12 protein-coding genes are annotated in these 14,957 nt (G+C 64.2%); 7 read left to right on the top strand and 5 right to left on the bottom strand.

Annotated features, from left to right (window positions below):
* The first annotated feature begins 63 nt into the window (after positions 1 to 63).
* The 5 genes from EOB36_RS16620 to EOB36_RS16640 all read left to right on the top strand — a co-directional run bounded on the left by EOB36_RS16620 (position 64) and on the right by EOB36_RS16640 (position 6,575).
* Positions 64 to 2,172, top strand: coding sequence for a pseudouridine synthase (locus EOB36_RS16620; RefSeq protein WP_128285261.1), 2,109 nt, complete (start codon positions 64 to 66; stop codon positions 2,170 to 2,172).
* Positions 2,153 to 2,707 (top strand): 16S rRNA (guanine(966)-N(2))-methyltransferase RsmD, encoded by a 555-nt coding sequence (rsmD, locus tag EOB36_RS16625; protein WP_128285262.1) that lies wholly within the window; start codon positions 2,153 to 2,155, stop codon positions 2,705 to 2,707. The genes EOB36_RS16620 and rsmD overlap by 20 nt, the downstream gene beginning before the upstream one ends.
* A gap of 97 nt (positions 2,708 to 2,804) precedes the next feature.
* Positions 2,805 to 4,169: a pitrilysin family protein gene (locus EOB36_RS16630; protein WP_126107022.1), complete on the top strand. Its 1,365-nt coding sequence runs from the start codon at positions 2,805 to 2,807 to the stop codon at positions 4,167 to 4,169.
* 223 nt (positions 4,170 to 4,392) lie between these two features.
* A complete protein-coding gene (locus tag EOB36_RS16635) occupies positions 4,393 to 5,685 on the top strand; it encodes a pitrilysin family protein (protein ID WP_245465560.1) in 1,293 nt (430 codons plus the stop codon).
* Positions 5,686 to 5,705: 20 nt separating this feature from the next.
* Positions 5,706 to 6,575, top strand: a complete 870-nt coding sequence (locus EOB36_RS16640; protein WP_095485632.1) for a patatin-like phospholipase family protein — start codon at positions 5,706 to 5,708, stop codon at positions 6,573 to 6,575.
* A gap of 112 nt (positions 6,576 to 6,687) precedes the next feature.
* On the opposite strand, the gene EOB36_RS16645 is transcribed toward EOB36_RS16640, so the two are convergent.
* Together EOB36_RS16645 and EOB36_RS16650 are read right to left on the bottom strand one after the other, a co-directional pair.
* Complete coding sequence (locus EOB36_RS16645; RefSeq protein ID WP_128285263.1) at positions 6,688 to 7,557, bottom strand: ADYC domain-containing protein; 870 nt, start codon at positions 7,555 to 7,557, stop codon at positions 6,688 to 6,690.
* 102 nt (positions 7,558 to 7,659) lie between these two features.
* Positions 7,660 to 8,052 carry a hypothetical protein gene (locus EOB36_RS16650; RefSeq protein ID WP_128285264.1) on the bottom strand — a complete coding sequence of 131 codons (393 nt, stop codon included), beginning with the start codon at positions 8,050 to 8,052 and terminating at the stop codon, positions 7,660 to 7,662.
* Between the two features lie 327 nt (positions 8,053 to 8,379).
* Here EOB36_RS16650 and EOB36_RS16655 point away from each other — a divergent pair, with 327 nt between their 5' ends.
* Entirely contained in the window at positions 8,380 to 9,075 is a 696-nt protein-coding gene (locus EOB36_RS16655) for a hypothetical protein (RefSeq protein ID WP_128285265.1), read from the top strand.
* A 49-nt stretch (positions 9,076 to 9,124) separates the two neighbouring features.
* On the opposite strand, the gene EOB36_RS16660 is transcribed toward EOB36_RS16655, so the two are convergent.
* Both EOB36_RS16660 and EOB36_RS16665 read right to left on the bottom strand, forming a co-directional pair.
* Positions 9,125 to 9,838: a response regulator transcription factor gene (locus EOB36_RS16660; RefSeq protein ID WP_128285266.1), complete on the bottom strand. Its 714-nt coding sequence runs from the start codon at positions 9,836 to 9,838 to the stop codon at positions 9,125 to 9,127.
* Entirely contained in the window at positions 9,835 to 12,495 is a 2,661-nt protein-coding gene (locus EOB36_RS16665; protein WP_128285267.1) for a PAS domain-containing sensor histidine kinase, read from the bottom strand. The genes EOB36_RS16660 and EOB36_RS16665 overlap by 4 nt, the downstream gene beginning before the upstream one ends.
* A gap of 282 nt (positions 12,496 to 12,777) precedes the next feature.
* Here EOB36_RS16665 and EOB36_RS16670 point away from each other — a divergent pair, with 282 nt between their 5' ends.
* The gene (locus EOB36_RS16670) at positions 12,778 to 13,479 is read left to right on the top strand and encodes a response regulator transcription factor (protein ID WP_128285268.1); all 702 of its coding nucleotides are present in this window, start codon (positions 12,778 to 12,780) and stop codon (positions 13,477 to 13,479) included.
* An 11-nt stretch (positions 13,480 to 13,490) separates the two neighbouring features.
* On the opposite strand, the gene EOB36_RS16675 is transcribed toward EOB36_RS16670, so the two are convergent.
* On the bottom strand, positions 13,491 to 14,642 hold the full coding sequence (locus EOB36_RS16675) for a helix-turn-helix transcriptional regulator (protein ID WP_128285269.1): 1,152 nt from the start codon (positions 14,640 to 14,642) through the stop codon (positions 13,491 to 13,493).
* Positions 14,643 to 14,957: the final 315 nt, after the last annotated feature.

Genomic DNA, 14,957 nt, shown 5'->3' on the forward strand with positions numbered 1-14,957 from the left:
TATTATCTCCTCGCTACTCAGGCGCGATCCTGTTATCTACCCGCCCAAACGAGCAAAGGCCACATGGACGACAAAAACAAGAAATTCCCGGGTCAAAAAGGCCCGCGCAAGAACGGCCCGAAACCGTCGGGCCCGCGTGGTCGTGACGCCGCTGCCGGCAAAGGCGGTAAGCCGTCTTTCGGCGCGAAAAAACCTTACGCGCCACGCGGCGACCGACCGATGGCGGCTGACGGCGAGCGGCCGAAGCGCGACTTCAAAAGCGGCGATAAGCCGTTCAGCAAGGGACCGCGCCCTGAAGGCAAGCCCTATGAAAAGCGCGAGGGTCCACGCAAGCCCTACGCGCCGCGCGGCGACCGGCCGATGGCGGCTGATGGCGAGCGGCCAAAGCGTGACTTCAAAAGCGGCGATAGGCCATTCAGCAAAGGGCCGCGTCCGGAAGGCAAGCCCTATGAAAAGCGCGAGGGGCCGCGCAAGCCATATGCGCCGCGGGGCGACCGCCCGATGGCGGCCGAAGGCGAGCGGCCGACGCACGACTTCAAGGGCGGCGACAGGCCGTTCGGCAAAGGGCCGCGTCCGGAAGGCAAGCCTTATGAGAAGCGCGAAGGTCCGCGCAAGCCCTACGCGCCGCGCGGCGACCGGCCGGCGGCTGCCGAAGGCGAGCGTGGCGAAAGGCGCTTCGACCGTCCCAAGGGAGACTTCAGTGATCGCCCCAAGCGCGACTTCGGCGATCGGCCCAAGCGCGATTTCGGCGGTGATCGACCCCAGGGGACATCAGGCGGTGGTTTCAAGCCGCGCCCGCGTCCCGCCGAGGCGACGGAAGAGGCTGGCGAGCGCATTGCCAAGCGGCTGGCCCGCGCCGGCCTTGCCTCGCGCCGCGATGCAGAGGAGCTGATCGCAGCCGGCCGCGTCAAGGTCAATGGAAGGGTGCTGTCCTCGCCCGCCTTCAATGTGATGCCCGGCGATATCATCCATCTCGACGGCATGGAGATCCCGCCGATCGAGCGCACCCGGCTGTTCCTGTTCCACAAGCCGGCTGGCGTGGTCACCACCAACCGTGATCCCGAGGGCCGCAAGACCGTCTTCGACGTGCTGCCGGCCGACCTGCCGCGGCTGATGACCATCGGCCGGCTCGACATCAACACCGAAGGGCTGCTGTTGCTTACCAATGATGGCGGCCTGTCGCGCGTGCTCGAATTGCCGGCCACCGGCTGGCTCAGGCGCTACCGCGTGCGCGTCCACGGCAAGGTCGAGGAAAGTGCGCTCGCCGGCTTGCGCGAAGGCATCGCCGTCGACGGCGTCTTCTACGGCGCCATCGAGGCGACGCTCGACCGCGAGCAAGGCACCAATGCCTGGCTGACTCTCGGCCTGCGCGAAGGCAAGAACCGCGAGGTCAGGAACATACTGGGCTCGCTTGGTCTCGACGTGACACGGCTGATCCGCATTTCCTACGGGCCGTTCCAGCTCGACGACCTGCCCGAGGGTCATGTGCTGGAGATCAAGGGCCGCGTGCTGCGCGACCAGCTCGGCGAACGCCTGGTCGAGGAGTCCGGCGCCAATTTCGACGCCGAGATCACCAAGCCGTTTTCCAACAAGCCGGTACGGCGTGAAGCGGTGCGGGAAGAGGAACCGGAGCGGCCGAAATTCACCCGCGACGGCGAACGCCGTCCGATCGGCGAAGGCGGATTGATCAAGAACCGCAAGCGCCGCGAAGGCAGCCGCGACGAGGCGCTGGGCAAGCTGTCGACAAGTCCAGGCAGAAGCTTTGGGCCGGAAAAGAGCTTTGGTGAGCGTGGCCCCAAATCTGAACGTAGCGGGCCAGGCGGCTTTGGCGGCAGACCGGGCGGCGGGAAGAAGTCCGAACGCGAGCAGCGCCCGATCGAGCCGCCGGGCCAGCGCAAGGCCAATGTCTGGATGGCGCCAGGCGCGCGGCCGATCGGCAAAGGCAGGGCGGAGGCCGATGCCGCCAAGGCAGCCGAAACCAAGGCACGCAAGGCCTCGTTCAAGCCGTCCTATGGCAAGCCCGCCAGTGGACCGGGAGGTGGAAAACCCGGAGGCGCAAAGCCGTTCGGCAAGCCGCGTGGCGAACGCCCAAATTCCGGCAAGAGTGATGGCGACCGGCCGCGCAGTGGCCCTGGGGGATCAAGGGGAGGCAATGCGGATCGTCGGCGGTGAATTTCGCGGGCGTCCGCTGGCGACGCCCCGTTCAAGCGCCATCCGCCCGACGACCGACCGCACGCGCGAGGCTGTCTTCAACGTGCTGGCGCATCGCTTCCCCGATAGGCTGGACGGGGCCCGTGTGCTCGACCTGTTCGCCGGCACCGGCGCGCTCGGCCTCGAGGCGCTGTCACGCGGTGCGTCTTACGGCGTCTTCATCGAAGAATCGGCCGAAGGGCGCGGCCTGATCCGCACCAATGTCGAGGCCTTCGGCCTGACCGGGCGCACCAAGATATTCCGCCGCGACGCCACGGCTTTGGGCGAGGCGGGCACGATGGCCGCGTTCGGCCTGGTGTTCGCCGATCCGCCCTATGGCAAGGGCCTGGGCGAGCGTGCCTTGCGCTCGGCCGAGGCTGGCGGCTGGCTCGCGCCCGGCGGGCTCTGCGTCGTCGAGGAGGCGGCGGTGGCGCCCTTCGACGCAGGGCCGGGCTTTTCGGTTGTCGACGAGCGCAACTACGGCGAGACCGTCATCCGCTTCATCGAAGCCGCCTGAGTTCGGCCGCCTTTGCGCGCGAAAATGACGAACAAATCACTTTGCCTGTTTCGCAATCCCCGCCTATCGTCCCACCCCATGACACCTGGAGCCATTGATGACATCTCAGGCTGAATGGCTGCGCGGAACGCTCTTGGCGCTGGCTCTCGTGATGACCGGCCCGGTTCTGGCCGACACCAAGCCGGACGACGGCAAGGTGACGGATTTCCTGCTCGATAACGGCATGGAGGTTGTCGTCATTCCCGATCACCGTGCGCCGATCGTCACTCATATGGTGTGGTACAAGATCGGCAGCGCGGATGAGCCGCCGGGCAAGTCCGGCATCGCCCATTTCTTCGAGCATCTGATGTTCAAGGCGACGACCAATCATGCCGCCGGCGCGTTCGACCGCGCCGTCTCCGCCATCGGCGGTTCCAACAACGCTTTCACCTCATATGACTACACCGCCTTTTACGAGACGGTGGTGCCGCAGGCGCTCGAGCAGATGATGGACTTCGAGGCCGATCGCATGCGCAACCTCATCCTCAACGACGATGTCATCGCCACCGAGCGCGACGTGATCCTCGAGGAACGCCGCTCGCGCATCGACAGCAATCCGCAGGCAGTGCTCGGCGAGGAGGTCGACGCCACGCTCTGGCAAAACCAGCCCTACCGCATTCCGGTGATCGGCTGGATGCAGGAGATGGAGAAGCTGAACCGCACCGACGCCAAGGCTTTCTACGACAAATATTACACGCCCAACAACGCCGTGCTGGTGGTGGCCGGCGATGTCGAGCCGGAGGTGGTCAAGGCGCTGGCCGAAAAGACCTATGGCAAGATAGCGCGTGGTCCAGACCTGCCGCCGCGTATCCGTCCGGTCGAACCCGAGCAGAACACCAGGCGCACGGTGACGCTCACTGACGCGCGCGTCAGCGTGCCCAACTTTTCGACGCAATGGGTGGTTCCCTCCTATCACACTGCAAAGCCGGGCGAAGCGGAAGCGCTGGACCTGCTGGCGGAGATCCTCGGCGGCGGTAGCCGCAGCCGGCTCCACCAGCAGCTGGTCGTCAAGCAAGGCATCGCCGCCGAGGCCGGCGCCTTCTTCCAGGGCACCATGCTCGATGCCAGCAACTTCACCGTCTATGGCGCGCCGCGCGGCGACGCCAAGCTGGCCGACGTCCAGGCGGCAGTCGAGGTCGAGGTCGCCCGCATCGCCAAGGACGGCGTCACACCAGGCGAGTTGGAGAAGGCCAAGGATCGTTTCGTTCGCTCGATGATCTTCGCCCGCGACAAGCAGGATTCGATGGCCAACATCTACGGCGCGACGCTCGCCACCGGCGGCACCGTCAGGGATGTCGAGGAATGGCCGGGCCGCATCCGCAAGGTCACCGCCGACGAAGTCAAGGCGGTTGCCGCGCGCTACCTCAATCTCAACCATTCGACATCAGGCTATCTCTTGCCGCAGACACAGGCAGGGAATTGATTTGATGATGAGGAAACAGCATAGCGGCGACTTCCCTTCTCCCCTTGTGGGAGAAGGTGGATTGGCGCGCAGCGCCAAGACGGATGAGGGGTGTTGGAAGAAACTCCAACGCTGCGATCCGTCCAGCACCCCTCATCCGTCGCCTTCGGCGACACCTTCTCCCACAAGGGGAGAAGGCAAGGCCCGGCGTGCCGTCGCACCTGTACTCACTTTACTTCTCTCCCTGCTCTTCCTCGTCCTGCCGGCGCTTTCCGCTCGCGCGGCCATGAGCATCCAGGAGGTGACCTCGTCAAAGGGCATCACTGCCTGGCTGGTGGAGGACTATTCCGTGCCGCTCGTCGCCATCCGCTTCGTCTTCGACGGCGGCACGACGCAGGATCCGGCTGGTAAGGAAGGTCTCGCCAATCTGATGAGCGGCCTGTTCGACGAGGGCGCCGGCGATCTCGACAGCGAGGCCTTCCAGATAAAGCTGGACGACGTCGGCGCCGAGATGAGCTTCGAAGCGGCGCGCGACGGCACCTACGGCTCGATGCGCATGCTGGCCGAGCAGCGGGACGCGGCGTTCGACCTGTTGCGGCTGGCGGTCACAGAGCCGCGTTTCGACCAGGCGCCAATCGACCGCATCCGCGCGCAAGTGCTGTCCGGCATCATCGCCAACGAGCTTGACCCCGACACGGTCGCCCAGCGCAAATGGCTGGAAGCACTATACCGCACCCATCCCTATGCGCGACCCGACCAGGGCACCAGGCAAAGCATCGCCACGATCGCACCGGACGATCTCATCGCCTTTCACAAGGCGAACTTCGCCCGCGACGGGCTGCATGTAGCGGTGGTCGGCGCTATCGATGCCGAGACGTTGAAGAAAAAGCTCGATATGGTCTTCGGCGGCCTGCCGGAACACCAGGCGCTCAGCGCGGTCGCCGATACGGATCCGAAACTCAACCAGCAGCTTGAGGTCAATTACGACCAGCCGCAGACTTCGCTGCAACTGGCCTATCCCGGTGTCAAGCGCAATGCGCCGGATTTCTTCGCCGCGGTGCTGATGAACGAGATCCTCGGCGGCAGCGCCTTCACCTCACGGCTGTTCGACGAGGTGCGCGAAAAGCGTGGCCTGGCCTACAGCGTCAGTTCCGACCTGGTCGATCATCAGCATGCCAACGCACTGGCCATCACCACTGCGACCCGCTCGGACCGGGCGGCGGAGACGCTGGCTGTCGTGCGCGAGGTGGTGAGGCGCATGGCTGAGGAGGGGCCGACCGAAGCGGAACTGGCCGCGACCAAGAAATACATGATCGGCGCCTATGCAATCAACAATCTGAACTCCTCCGGCGCCATTGCCGCGACGCTGCTCGAACTGCAGCTTGACAAGCTCGGCATCGATTACATGCAGCGGCGCGCCGCCTTCATCAACGGGGTGACGCTGGACCAGGTCAAGGCGGTGGCGAAAAAGCTGCTCTCCGCCGAGCCGGCCATCATGGTCGTCGGGCCGAAACTCGGCGAGGCCAAGAAGGAATGAGCCCAAATGGGGGGCAAAGGATGAGCCCGAGCTTCGGCATCGCCTTTGGCGGCGGCGGCGCACGCGGTCTGGCGCATATCCATGTCATCGAGGCGCTGGACGAGCTGGGCATAAGACCGGTTGCCATCTCAGGCTCGTCGATCGGCGCCATCATGGGCGCCTGCATGGCGTCGGGCATGACAGGCAAGGACATGCACGCCTATACGCGCTCAATCCTCAGCCGCCGCGCCGAGGTGGCGACGCGCATGTGGCGGGCGCGGCCCGGCACCTTCGCCGAGGTGCTGCAAGGCGGGCTGCGGGTCAGCCAGTTCAATGTCGAGCGCATTCTCAAGGCATTCCTGCCCGACGCCATTCCCGAAACCTTCGCCGAACTGTCCATACCGCTGAAGGTGACGGCGACGGATTTCTTCGGCCATAAGCTAGCCGTGCTCAACGACGGCGACCTGCACTCGGCGCTGGCCGCCTCGGCGGCTATTCCCGCGGTGTTCCGCCCGGTGATGCGCGACGGCACGCTGCTGATCGACGGCGGCATCTACAATCCGGTGCCGTTCGACTTGATCGAACTCGACGCCGACATCATCATCGCCGTCGACGTGGTCGGCGCACCGACCGAAGCCGGGCGCAAACATCCAACCTCCGTCGACCTGATGTTCGGCGCGACGCAATTGATGATGCAGTCGATCATCGCCGCCAAGCTGATGCAGAGCCGGCCCGACATTCTGATCCGCCCGGCAGTGTCGAAATACCGGGTGCTCGATTTCATGAAGATCGACGCCTTGATGGCCGAAACGGTAGCGATCAAGGACGAGCTGAAGCGCGAGATCGAGAAGGCGGTGGAGGCGCGAGCCAAGGTCGACGCGGCCAAGCGCACCAAGCAGGTGGGTGGGTGAGGGAGTGGCGCGGAAGGTCGGATGCTTGATGGCCTCAGTCGAACGAGCGCATGCGTTTGACCATTCGGGACATCCGCACTCCGACAAGCCCAGCAGATCTTCCGCGCTATGACTATTTCGCTGCGGCCTGAACCGTTCGCGGATCGATCGAACGGTTGAGGATCAGCGCCCCGGCATCGCTTTCGCACGCCGCTATCTGTGGCTGCTGCCGCACGCCTGGGCAGATCGCCGCCAGACCCTCCATCGTGAGCACGTCGGGTATTCTGGTGTGGCTGACGCAAAGCGCGCCGTCGGCACTCCACGCCGCCTCGAACGACATATCAGGCGCGGCCTCGTCCTGCTGAATGCCCTTGCGATCATAGATGACGATCGGCGTCCCGTTGCGGGTATGGCCGACGCCATCGCCGCAATAATCAGCGCGGATCATGCGGGTGCATGCTTGATGATGATCCCACAGCGATGTGCCGTCCGACGACGTCTTCCAAGGCCGATATCCAAAGCGCACGCATTTCGCCTGGGCGCCGCCGGTGCAGGTAATGCTGAACGCCGTGTCGGATGGCAAATGGCGACCATCCTGCGTCCAGGCGCCGCCGAGCGGAAAGCCCATGCGCCGGCCCTCGATGTCCGGCTCGCAGATGTTGCGCCATGCACCGCTTGCCGCGTCGCGGGCCGACATGGTGTAGAGCATGATCTCGCCATCCGGGTTCCTCGGATCGATCTCGACCGCGTCGATGCGCAGTGGCATCCGGTCCTGTCCGTCACCACCAATCGTCAGAACGGCGCCGACGAGATCCTCCTGAGCGACAACGCGACCATCTGCCGTCGTCACCTCGAATCTGGTGCCGACAACGGAGATCGAGCTGATCGCATGTCCGGTCCCGGCCTCGGCGGGAGGCATGGCGGCCATGCTGGAAATGGCTGCGGCGACAGCGACCAACGCGTGGCGGCCGATATGAACGAGGCGGTTTCTGTGGGCTGACATTGTTGGTTCCTGACGGCATATCTAGCAGGTGAAGCGCGGCCAAAGAGAACGGACAGCACAACGCCATCCGTTCTATTGACGACGGGCGCCGGGGTGCGGACCTCAACGCCTCGGCGAAGGAGTCGGCCGGTCAGGGTTGGTCCCGGCGTCGCTGCCGGTGCCGTGCTGGGCAGACGGAAGGCCATTGCTTTTCTTACCAATGGTCGAGGATTGGACATTGCCGTGCTGAACAGCCGGCAAATTGCCGTTGTTCGAGTGGACGACGGAGCCGCCGGCCGGAGCGAGGCTTTTCGCCAGAACGATGCCGTCGGCATGCACGCCGTTGAGTGCAAGAACGCCGAGGCCGTTGCTGGTTACCGCGTTGCTGGTCACAGCATTGAGCTGCAGGCCGTTCAGCGATTTGCCGTTCATGCCTTCCGGGCCTCCGGCGCTAGCCGGTGCGGCGAGGCAGGCAATTGCCGAGGCAGCAGCCAGGTAAGTCTTGAAGCGATTCATGTTGATTTCCCTTTTCGTTTTCAGCGGAGCCGTCCCATCAGGTTCGCTCCATGGCGCGGCTTTTCGCTCCCGACTGTTTCGGACGAATGCCGAAATCCGTCCGAATTGTTTCAGTTGTTGCGATCCGGGCAGTGCGCTTGATCAGCGAACGTCCGCCTTGTCGTGATGCAGACGGGCATGACGCCCCCGCGTCTGCATCCCCTCAAATGAACAATCGCGGCGTGCGCCCGGTGCGGCGACACAAAGGAAACCTTCAGCCGGCAAATCGGCAAATCAGTGCAACATCCCTGCCTCATCGGTGACGCCAGAACGAGGAGATTTCTGGCGATGCAACCTGCGCGAAAAACCGATGACAGACTGAACGGCGAGGCGACGGCTGCCCGAACGGCACGTCTGGCGGTGCTGGCGGGCACGCCGGGCCTGCTTTTGACGGCATATGCGGCGGCGACATCCACATCGCTGACCATTCGCGCCGATCTCGCGCTGACGCTGATGGACATGCTCGTGCTGGTCTCCGTCCTGGTTGTGGCTGGCGGCAGCAAGAAACTGGGCATGAGCACGCGGCGAGCGGCCCTGGCTGAAACGCTCGTCAACGCGCTTGCTGCCGTCGGCATGTGCCTTTCAATGGCTGTCGTCGCCGGCGTCGCGGTCCAGCGCATCGGGGCCGGCGGTGTCGAACCGCATGGCTCCGGCGTTGTTCTCGCCATGAGCCTGAACGTGGCCTACGCGGCGATCAATTTCTGGATTCTGCGCCGGTGGAAGGCCCGCAACATGGTTGCCGCTTCCGCGCTGGCCCGCGCGCAAATCTGTCTGTTTTCGGACAAGCTCTCGTCGAACCTGCTCATCGCCGCGTCGCTCGCAACAGCCATGATTTGGGAAGGCACGATCATTGCCCGCTTCATCGATCCGGTTGCCGGGCTGCTGATCGCGACGATGACCGCGCGCTGGACCATACCGGTCGCGCGCGACACGGCTCGAAGCCTGCGAAGGGAATTTCGCCGGGCGCGCAAGCCGATCGCGTAAGCTGTGAACCGTCACAGCTGGACGGCTCAGCCTCTTTGAAGCGCCGTATCTACCGGCGCCGCGCCTCGTCCTGGGCAGGCTCGTAGACATAGCCTTCGCCGCGAACCGTCACCAGAACGGTCGGAGCGTCGGGCTCGCTCTCGAACTTCTTGCGCAGTCGGGTGATGCGGATGTCGATGCTCCGGTCGCCCGGCTCGAGGTCGCGGTTGTGGGCCAGCCTGCACAGCTGGTCGCGCGACAATATCTGCCGGGGATGGCGCGCGAAGACGCACAGCAGGTCGAATTCCATGGACGTCAACTGCACGTCGGCGCCATCCAAATCGACCATCGTGCGGCCGTCCATATCGAGGATGCAGCCACCGAAACGGATGCGATTTGCCGGGGTCTGTTCTTCCTCGCCCAGGCGCCGGATGACGCTCCTGACACGCGCCAGGAGTTCGCGCGGCTCGAACGGCTTGGCCATATAGTCGTCGGCGCCGGCGGCAAGACCTTCGAGCCGATGCGGCAGGTCTCCGACCGCGGTCAGCATCAGGATGCCGACGCGGCTGCCCTTGGCGATTTCGCGGGCGAGGTCGTAGCCGCTTTCGCCGACGAGATTGACGTCGAGAATGACGAGGTCGGGGCCAAAGCGATCGAGTTCGGTCAGCATTCCCGCCCCATCCGGAACGGATCGAACGTCGAAGCCGTGCATGAGCAGGTAATCCGACAGCATCTCGCGCAAGGGCGCTTCGTCGTCGACAATGAGCAATTTCTGTTTTGTCACGCTTTAGCCTCTTCCATTGCGCTGGTCTCCATCGCCCTCAGGCGCTCCATCACGAGCCTGCGAAAGGTCTGCGGATCGAGTGGTTTCTCGATCACCGGCGCGCCCGTCTCGCCGATGAAACGATCGATCTCGGGCGCCAGCGTGTCGCCGGTCACGAACAGAAGCCGATTGGCGAGTCCGGGACGCAGTTGCTCCAGCGCGCGATAGAGGCCGGGGCCGTCGAGGCCGGGCATGCGTATGTCGCTGATCAACAGATCGATTCCATCCGCGCGCACAGCCTTGAGGGCGGCATTCGCATCGTCGGCAATGGTGACGTCGTGGCCGTCGCGGCGCAGCATCTCGGCGATCATCGAGGCAATGTCGGCATCGTCGTCGACCACCAGAATTCGTGCCGCCGATGGCGCAGGCGGCGCCCTTCCGGCAGCCTCGGGCGCAGGAGCCGTCTCTGCCTTGCCGCTCGGAAGCCGGACCGTGAACCGTGCGCCGCCGCCCTGCGTCGAATCCAGTTCTATGCTGCCGTCGTGTGCCGTCACGATGCCCTGGCAGACAGACAGCCCGACCCCGGTGCCTTCGCCGGCCATTTTGGTCGTGTAGAAAGGCTCAAAAGCACGCGCGCGCACAGTCTCCGGCATGCCTGGGCCATTGTCAGCGACAACCACCTCGACGGCATCGCCGTCCCCTGACGTGACGATGGTCAGCCGCCGCGGGTGCGGGACCTGCAGCAGAGCTTGCTGCGCATTGACCACCAGGTTGGTGATGACCTGATGAAGCTGGTCCCTATCGCCCCAGATATTGGGGAGCGGTTCCGCCAGCTCGGTGCGGATTTCGACCCCAGCCGAACGCAGGCTGTAGGCGGCGAGCTCCAGCGAAGCGACCACGACTTCATTGATGTCGACGGCGCCCCGTGTCGGCGGCTTCTTGCGGGCCATCGCCAGAAAGGTGCGGACGATTCGCGAGCATCGCTCGGCCGCTGCGTGGATCTTGTCGGCGCGTCCCACGGTCGCCTTGTCCGTCGAGAATTCCTTCAGCATCGAGCTATAGCCGATGACGACCGACAGCGGATTGTTGAGCTCGTGCGCCACGCCGGCCAGTAGCGAACCGAGAGCGGAGAGCTTTTCCGACTGGTACAGCGTTTCACGCTGGCGGGCGATCTCCGCCTCGGATTCGCGCTGACGGGTGATGTCGGTGACGGCAGCAAGCATTGCCGAACGGCCGGCCTGCGTGATCAGCCGCGCCGAAACCAGCGTATCCATTCTTGAGCCTTGCATATTGGTCATGCCGGCTTCGAATGCGTCGACGATGCCATCTCTCAGCAACAGCCGCAGGAGATGGTCTCGCCGCGAGAGGTCTTCCCAGGTCGACGTCGCTTCGGCTCCGATCTGGCCGACTTCGATGCCGAGCGTCCTGCGCGCCGGCTCGTTGACGAACAGTATTTCGGGGCCTTCTATTGCCGAGATGGTGATCGGCAGCGGCACGCCTTCAGCTATGGCGCGAAACTGCGCCTCCCGTTCGGCCAACAGTTTTTCGGCTTCAATTCTGGCTTGCTCGGCCAGGACGCGGTCGGAGATATCGCGGCCGACGGACTGCACTTCGACAAGGCGCCCGTCGCTGTCGAAAATGCCATGATCGTTCCAGGCGAGCCATCGGCGCACGCCATCCGGCATCGCATTGAGAAGTTCCATGCTGGCATCCGGCGCCTGCGGGGTGAGGCGGGCAAGGTGGTCCAGGAACCTGCGCCGTTCGTCGGGCGGCAGCACATCGAGTTCGCACCAGGACGGGTCGAGAAGCTGTTCACGGGTCATCCGGCACGCCCGGCAATAGGCGTCGTTGACGAAGCTCAAATGACCCTCCGGCGACATCCGGACGACGAACTCGGTCTGCAGCTCGACCACGCTGCGGTAGCGCTGCTCGCTGGCCTCGAGTGCCTGACGGGCGAGTTTCTGCTCGGCAACATCGCGTCCGATCGACTGTATTTCGATGAGCTTGCCGCTGGCGTCGAAGATGCCGCGATCGGTCCAATGAATGTGGACCTCGCGGCCATCGCTCAGGGCGCCGGTCTCTTCCACTTCGCAAACCGGCCGTTCCGGGGTCACTCGACCGATGATCTCGTCGAAGCTGCCGAAATCGGCGGAAAACGAGTTGAAATAGTGCCAGTCCGGGCTCAGCAACTCCTCACGCGTCCTGCCGACGAGGCGGCAGTAGGCGTCATTGGCGAAGCTCATGCGCCCATCGGGCGCGACCCGGATGATATATTCCGTCTGCGCCTCGACAACATTGCGGTAGCGCTGCTCACTGTCGGCCAGCTCGCGCAGCGCCCTGCGGTTTTCGGCGAAGATGCTCGAAGCCATGTCTATCCAGGGCTGCCAAAGCGCCGAGGTTTTGATCGCGGCCCCGGGGTCGGTGCTTTCGCCGGCGGCGCCGGAGCGGACATGCTCGACAAGCGAGATCGCCGGGCCGACGACCTCCCTCAGAAGCATTCGGTGCAAAGCGAATGCCGAGACAAGCAACCCGACCAAAATGATCGAATAGGGAAAAAATGACTGTTGCAGGGTGTAGAACTGGTAGAGGCCGATGCCGGCGACAAGCAGGAGGAGAGGCAAAACGCAGGCCGCCATCAACGACGCGTAATGCCTGGACAGCTTCGAGGAGGTCGTCACGCGAGGTCTCCACAGACGGATGCGCCGTCACGACGGTTGCTGTTCCGTGCGGGCCAATGGACTGAACGGCCCGCGGCCTGTCAAGCCGCCTGCTCGGCCATCCGCCTGGGACGTTCGACAAATAACCGCGGGATGTTTCACGAAGATGCCGCGAACCGAATCTCCCGGCCTCTATTGTTTCAATTGTGTCGAACCAGCCCGAAATCGGCAGCAGACGGGGCACATTGACCCGGGGTTAATGCGCCCTGTAGGTTTGGAGCGTCGCTCGCCGCGGGGGAACGCATGGCCGACATCATTGTCGTGGACGACGAGACCGACGTGGCGTTCATGATCGCCGACTATTTGCAGGCGAAGGGCTACCGCATACGCATGGCATCCGGCGGCGCCGAACTGCGCGAGACGATCGCGGCGGCGAAGGCGGATCTTGTCGTTCTCGACCTCAATATGCCGGGCGAGAACGGCTTTAGCCTGGCCCGCTGGCTGCGCGAGCATCACGACACCGGCATCCTGATGCTGACCGGCGCCGATTCGGTCTTCGACAAGGTGGCGGGTCTCGAGGTCGGCGCGGACGACTATCTGGCAAAGCCCTTTGCACCGGTCGAGCTGGAAGCCAGGATCGCCGCGGTGTTGCGCAGGCGCAGGCCGAAGGGATTGAACAATGCCGACGCTTTGCCGGCCGGGCATTTCGCCTTCGGAACCTATGTGTTTGACGCCCGCGCAAGAAACCTCGTCGACACCAACGGCGTGGCCATTCCGCTGACGCCGATGGAGCTTGATCTGGTGGCCGCCTTCGCCACCCGGGCCGGCCAGGTCATTGGTCGCGACGAATTGCTCGACCTTGCGCCACCCAGGGGCGACGAGCCCTTCGACCGCAGCATCGACAGCCGCATCACGCGGCTGCGCCGCCGGCTCGAAAAGGACCCGGCCAAGCCGGAGCTGATCAAGACGATCCGCGGCGTTGGATACCTGTATCCAAAGCGGTGAATGACTGTAGTTCAGGGAACAGGCTGCCCCGCGGGCGGAACGATCTGCATGACAAGGCGCATCAGACCGGCCTGACGGGAGACCCCGGTCTTCTGGAAGATATTGTCCAGATGCGTCTTGGTGGTCGTGCTGGCAATGTGAAGGCTGGCGCCGGTCTCGGCCAGGGTGTGCCCGGCGAGAAGGCTGGCGAGCACGCGCGTTTCGGCCAGCGTGAGCCCAAAGGCTGTCGCCAGCATGTCGGCGGCGTCATGCTCGTCCGGTGCATTGCCGATGAACACCGCGGCTACCGCCGCGGGGTCCATGCCGGCGCGCAGATCGCCACCGGCCATAGGCAACACGCGGGCGAAGACGGGCGGCAGGCCGGGTTCGGTGAGGAGGACGGCAAGCCCTGTCTTGCCGATGCTCGCATCATCCTGAGCCGCAAGCATGATGGCGCTGTGAAGCTCCCTGGAAGCCGACGGGATCTTTGCTTGCAGAATGCCATGGACATCGTGGATCGGGCCACCGCTGCGCAGCATGTGCTTGGCCGCGTGATTGGCGTGCAGGATCGCGCCACGTCCATTGGTGAGGACTACGGCGCATGTGAGCGCATCGAGCGCCTCGGCCATCCGTGCGCGCTCGATCGTGCCCATGTCGAGCATGTTGCTGATCATCACGGAGCGGCGCACATGCGGCAGCAACAATCCGCCAAGCTTGATTTCACGCCCGGTGATAATGCCTTGCCGCTTATGCCGGGCAATGGCGAAGCCGGCAAGGCGGGTAGGGGTGTGGATCAGGAAAAACGACATGACGTCGATCAGGCCTTGCGGCTTCAGCCACTCCTGAAAATATCGGGAGGTCTCCAGGTATGTTTGAGGGATATGGCGTGAGACCACATGCGGCACATCGAGCGAAGGCCACGTCGAGAGATCCTCGATCAGCCGGGCGTGGATCTCGGGGATATGTTTCGCCTGTTGCTCCAGCCAGTATGGCTCTATTCCCACGGTCCTGTGGATCAGCAGCCGGTCGTTGGTGAGGTCGTCAAGGTGCAGGACCGCGGTCTGGGCGTTGAGCGCATCTCTGATCCCGGCAAGCGCGTGCTCCCATCGCTCCGGGTCGAGTGCGCAATCGTAGATCGAGCCGATCAGCTTCGACAGCTCATGATGCGACAATGCCTTGGCCATCGACGGCCCCCCGCATGTCGACAGCGCGTCCGACGCGGAAAGCCGCGCGCTCTCACAGGTGCTCTCGCCTCTCCAAACTTTAGCGATCGCTTAAATTCCGATTATCTCCCCCAAACAGGGGATGCGCAAGCAACCGGGCAGTGAAATGCTTGCGCCCCAGAAGAAAAGGTCACACGGAACTGTGACAACCAGTGGGGTTCAGCGCCGTTCCCGGCTCGCGAGCCTTCGCCACAGTGATGCAGCCGGGGGGACTAATCAAGAATTCTGCCTGCGTGCGCCGACTATCACGGCGCACGACCGCTATTGCTGAAACCT

Source organism: Mesorhizobium sp. M6A.T.Cr.TU.017.01.1.1, from assembly GCF_004023115.1.
GTDB classification, from domain to species: Bacteria; Pseudomonadota; Alphaproteobacteria; order Rhizobiales; family Rhizobiaceae; genus Mesorhizobium; species Mesorhizobium mediterraneum.

What these genes read in the sequence shown, in the direction of transcription:
- EOB36_RS16655 (WP_128285265.1), top strand. Translation starts at nt 8,380, where the DNA reads ATGCAACCTGCGCGAAAAACCGATGACAGACTGAACGGCGAGGCGACG.
- rsmD (WP_128285262.1), top strand. Translation starts at nt 2,153, where the DNA reads ATGCGGATCGTCGGCGGTGAATTTCGCGGGCGTCCGCTGGCGACGCCC.
- EOB36_RS16620 (WP_128285261.1), top strand. Translation starts at nt 64, where the DNA reads ATGGACGACAAAAACAAGAAATTCCCGGGTCAAAAAGGCCCGCGCAAG.
- EOB36_RS16650 (WP_128285264.1), bottom strand. Translation starts at nt 8,052, where the DNA reads ATGAATCGCTTCAAGACTTACCTGGCTGCTGCCTCGGCAATTGCCTGC.
- EOB36_RS16640 (WP_095485632.1), top strand. Translation starts at nt 5,706, where the DNA reads ATGAGCCCGAGCTTCGGCATCGCCTTTGGCGGCGGCGGCGCACGCGGT.
- EOB36_RS16630 (WP_126107022.1), top strand. Translation starts at nt 2,805, where the DNA reads ATGACATCTCAGGCTGAATGGCTGCGCGGAACGCTCTTGGCGCTGGCT.
- EOB36_RS16645 (WP_128285263.1), bottom strand. Translation starts at nt 7,557, where the DNA reads ATGTCAGCCCACAGAAACCGCCTCGTTCATATCGGCCGCCACGCGTTG.
- EOB36_RS16675 (WP_128285269.1), bottom strand. Translation starts at nt 14,642, where the DNA reads ATGGCCAAGGCATTGTCGCATCATGAGCTGTCGAAGCTGATCGGCTCG.
- EOB36_RS16670 (WP_128285268.1), top strand. Translation starts at nt 12,778, where the DNA reads ATGGCCGACATCATTGTCGTGGACGACGAGACCGACGTGGCGTTCATG.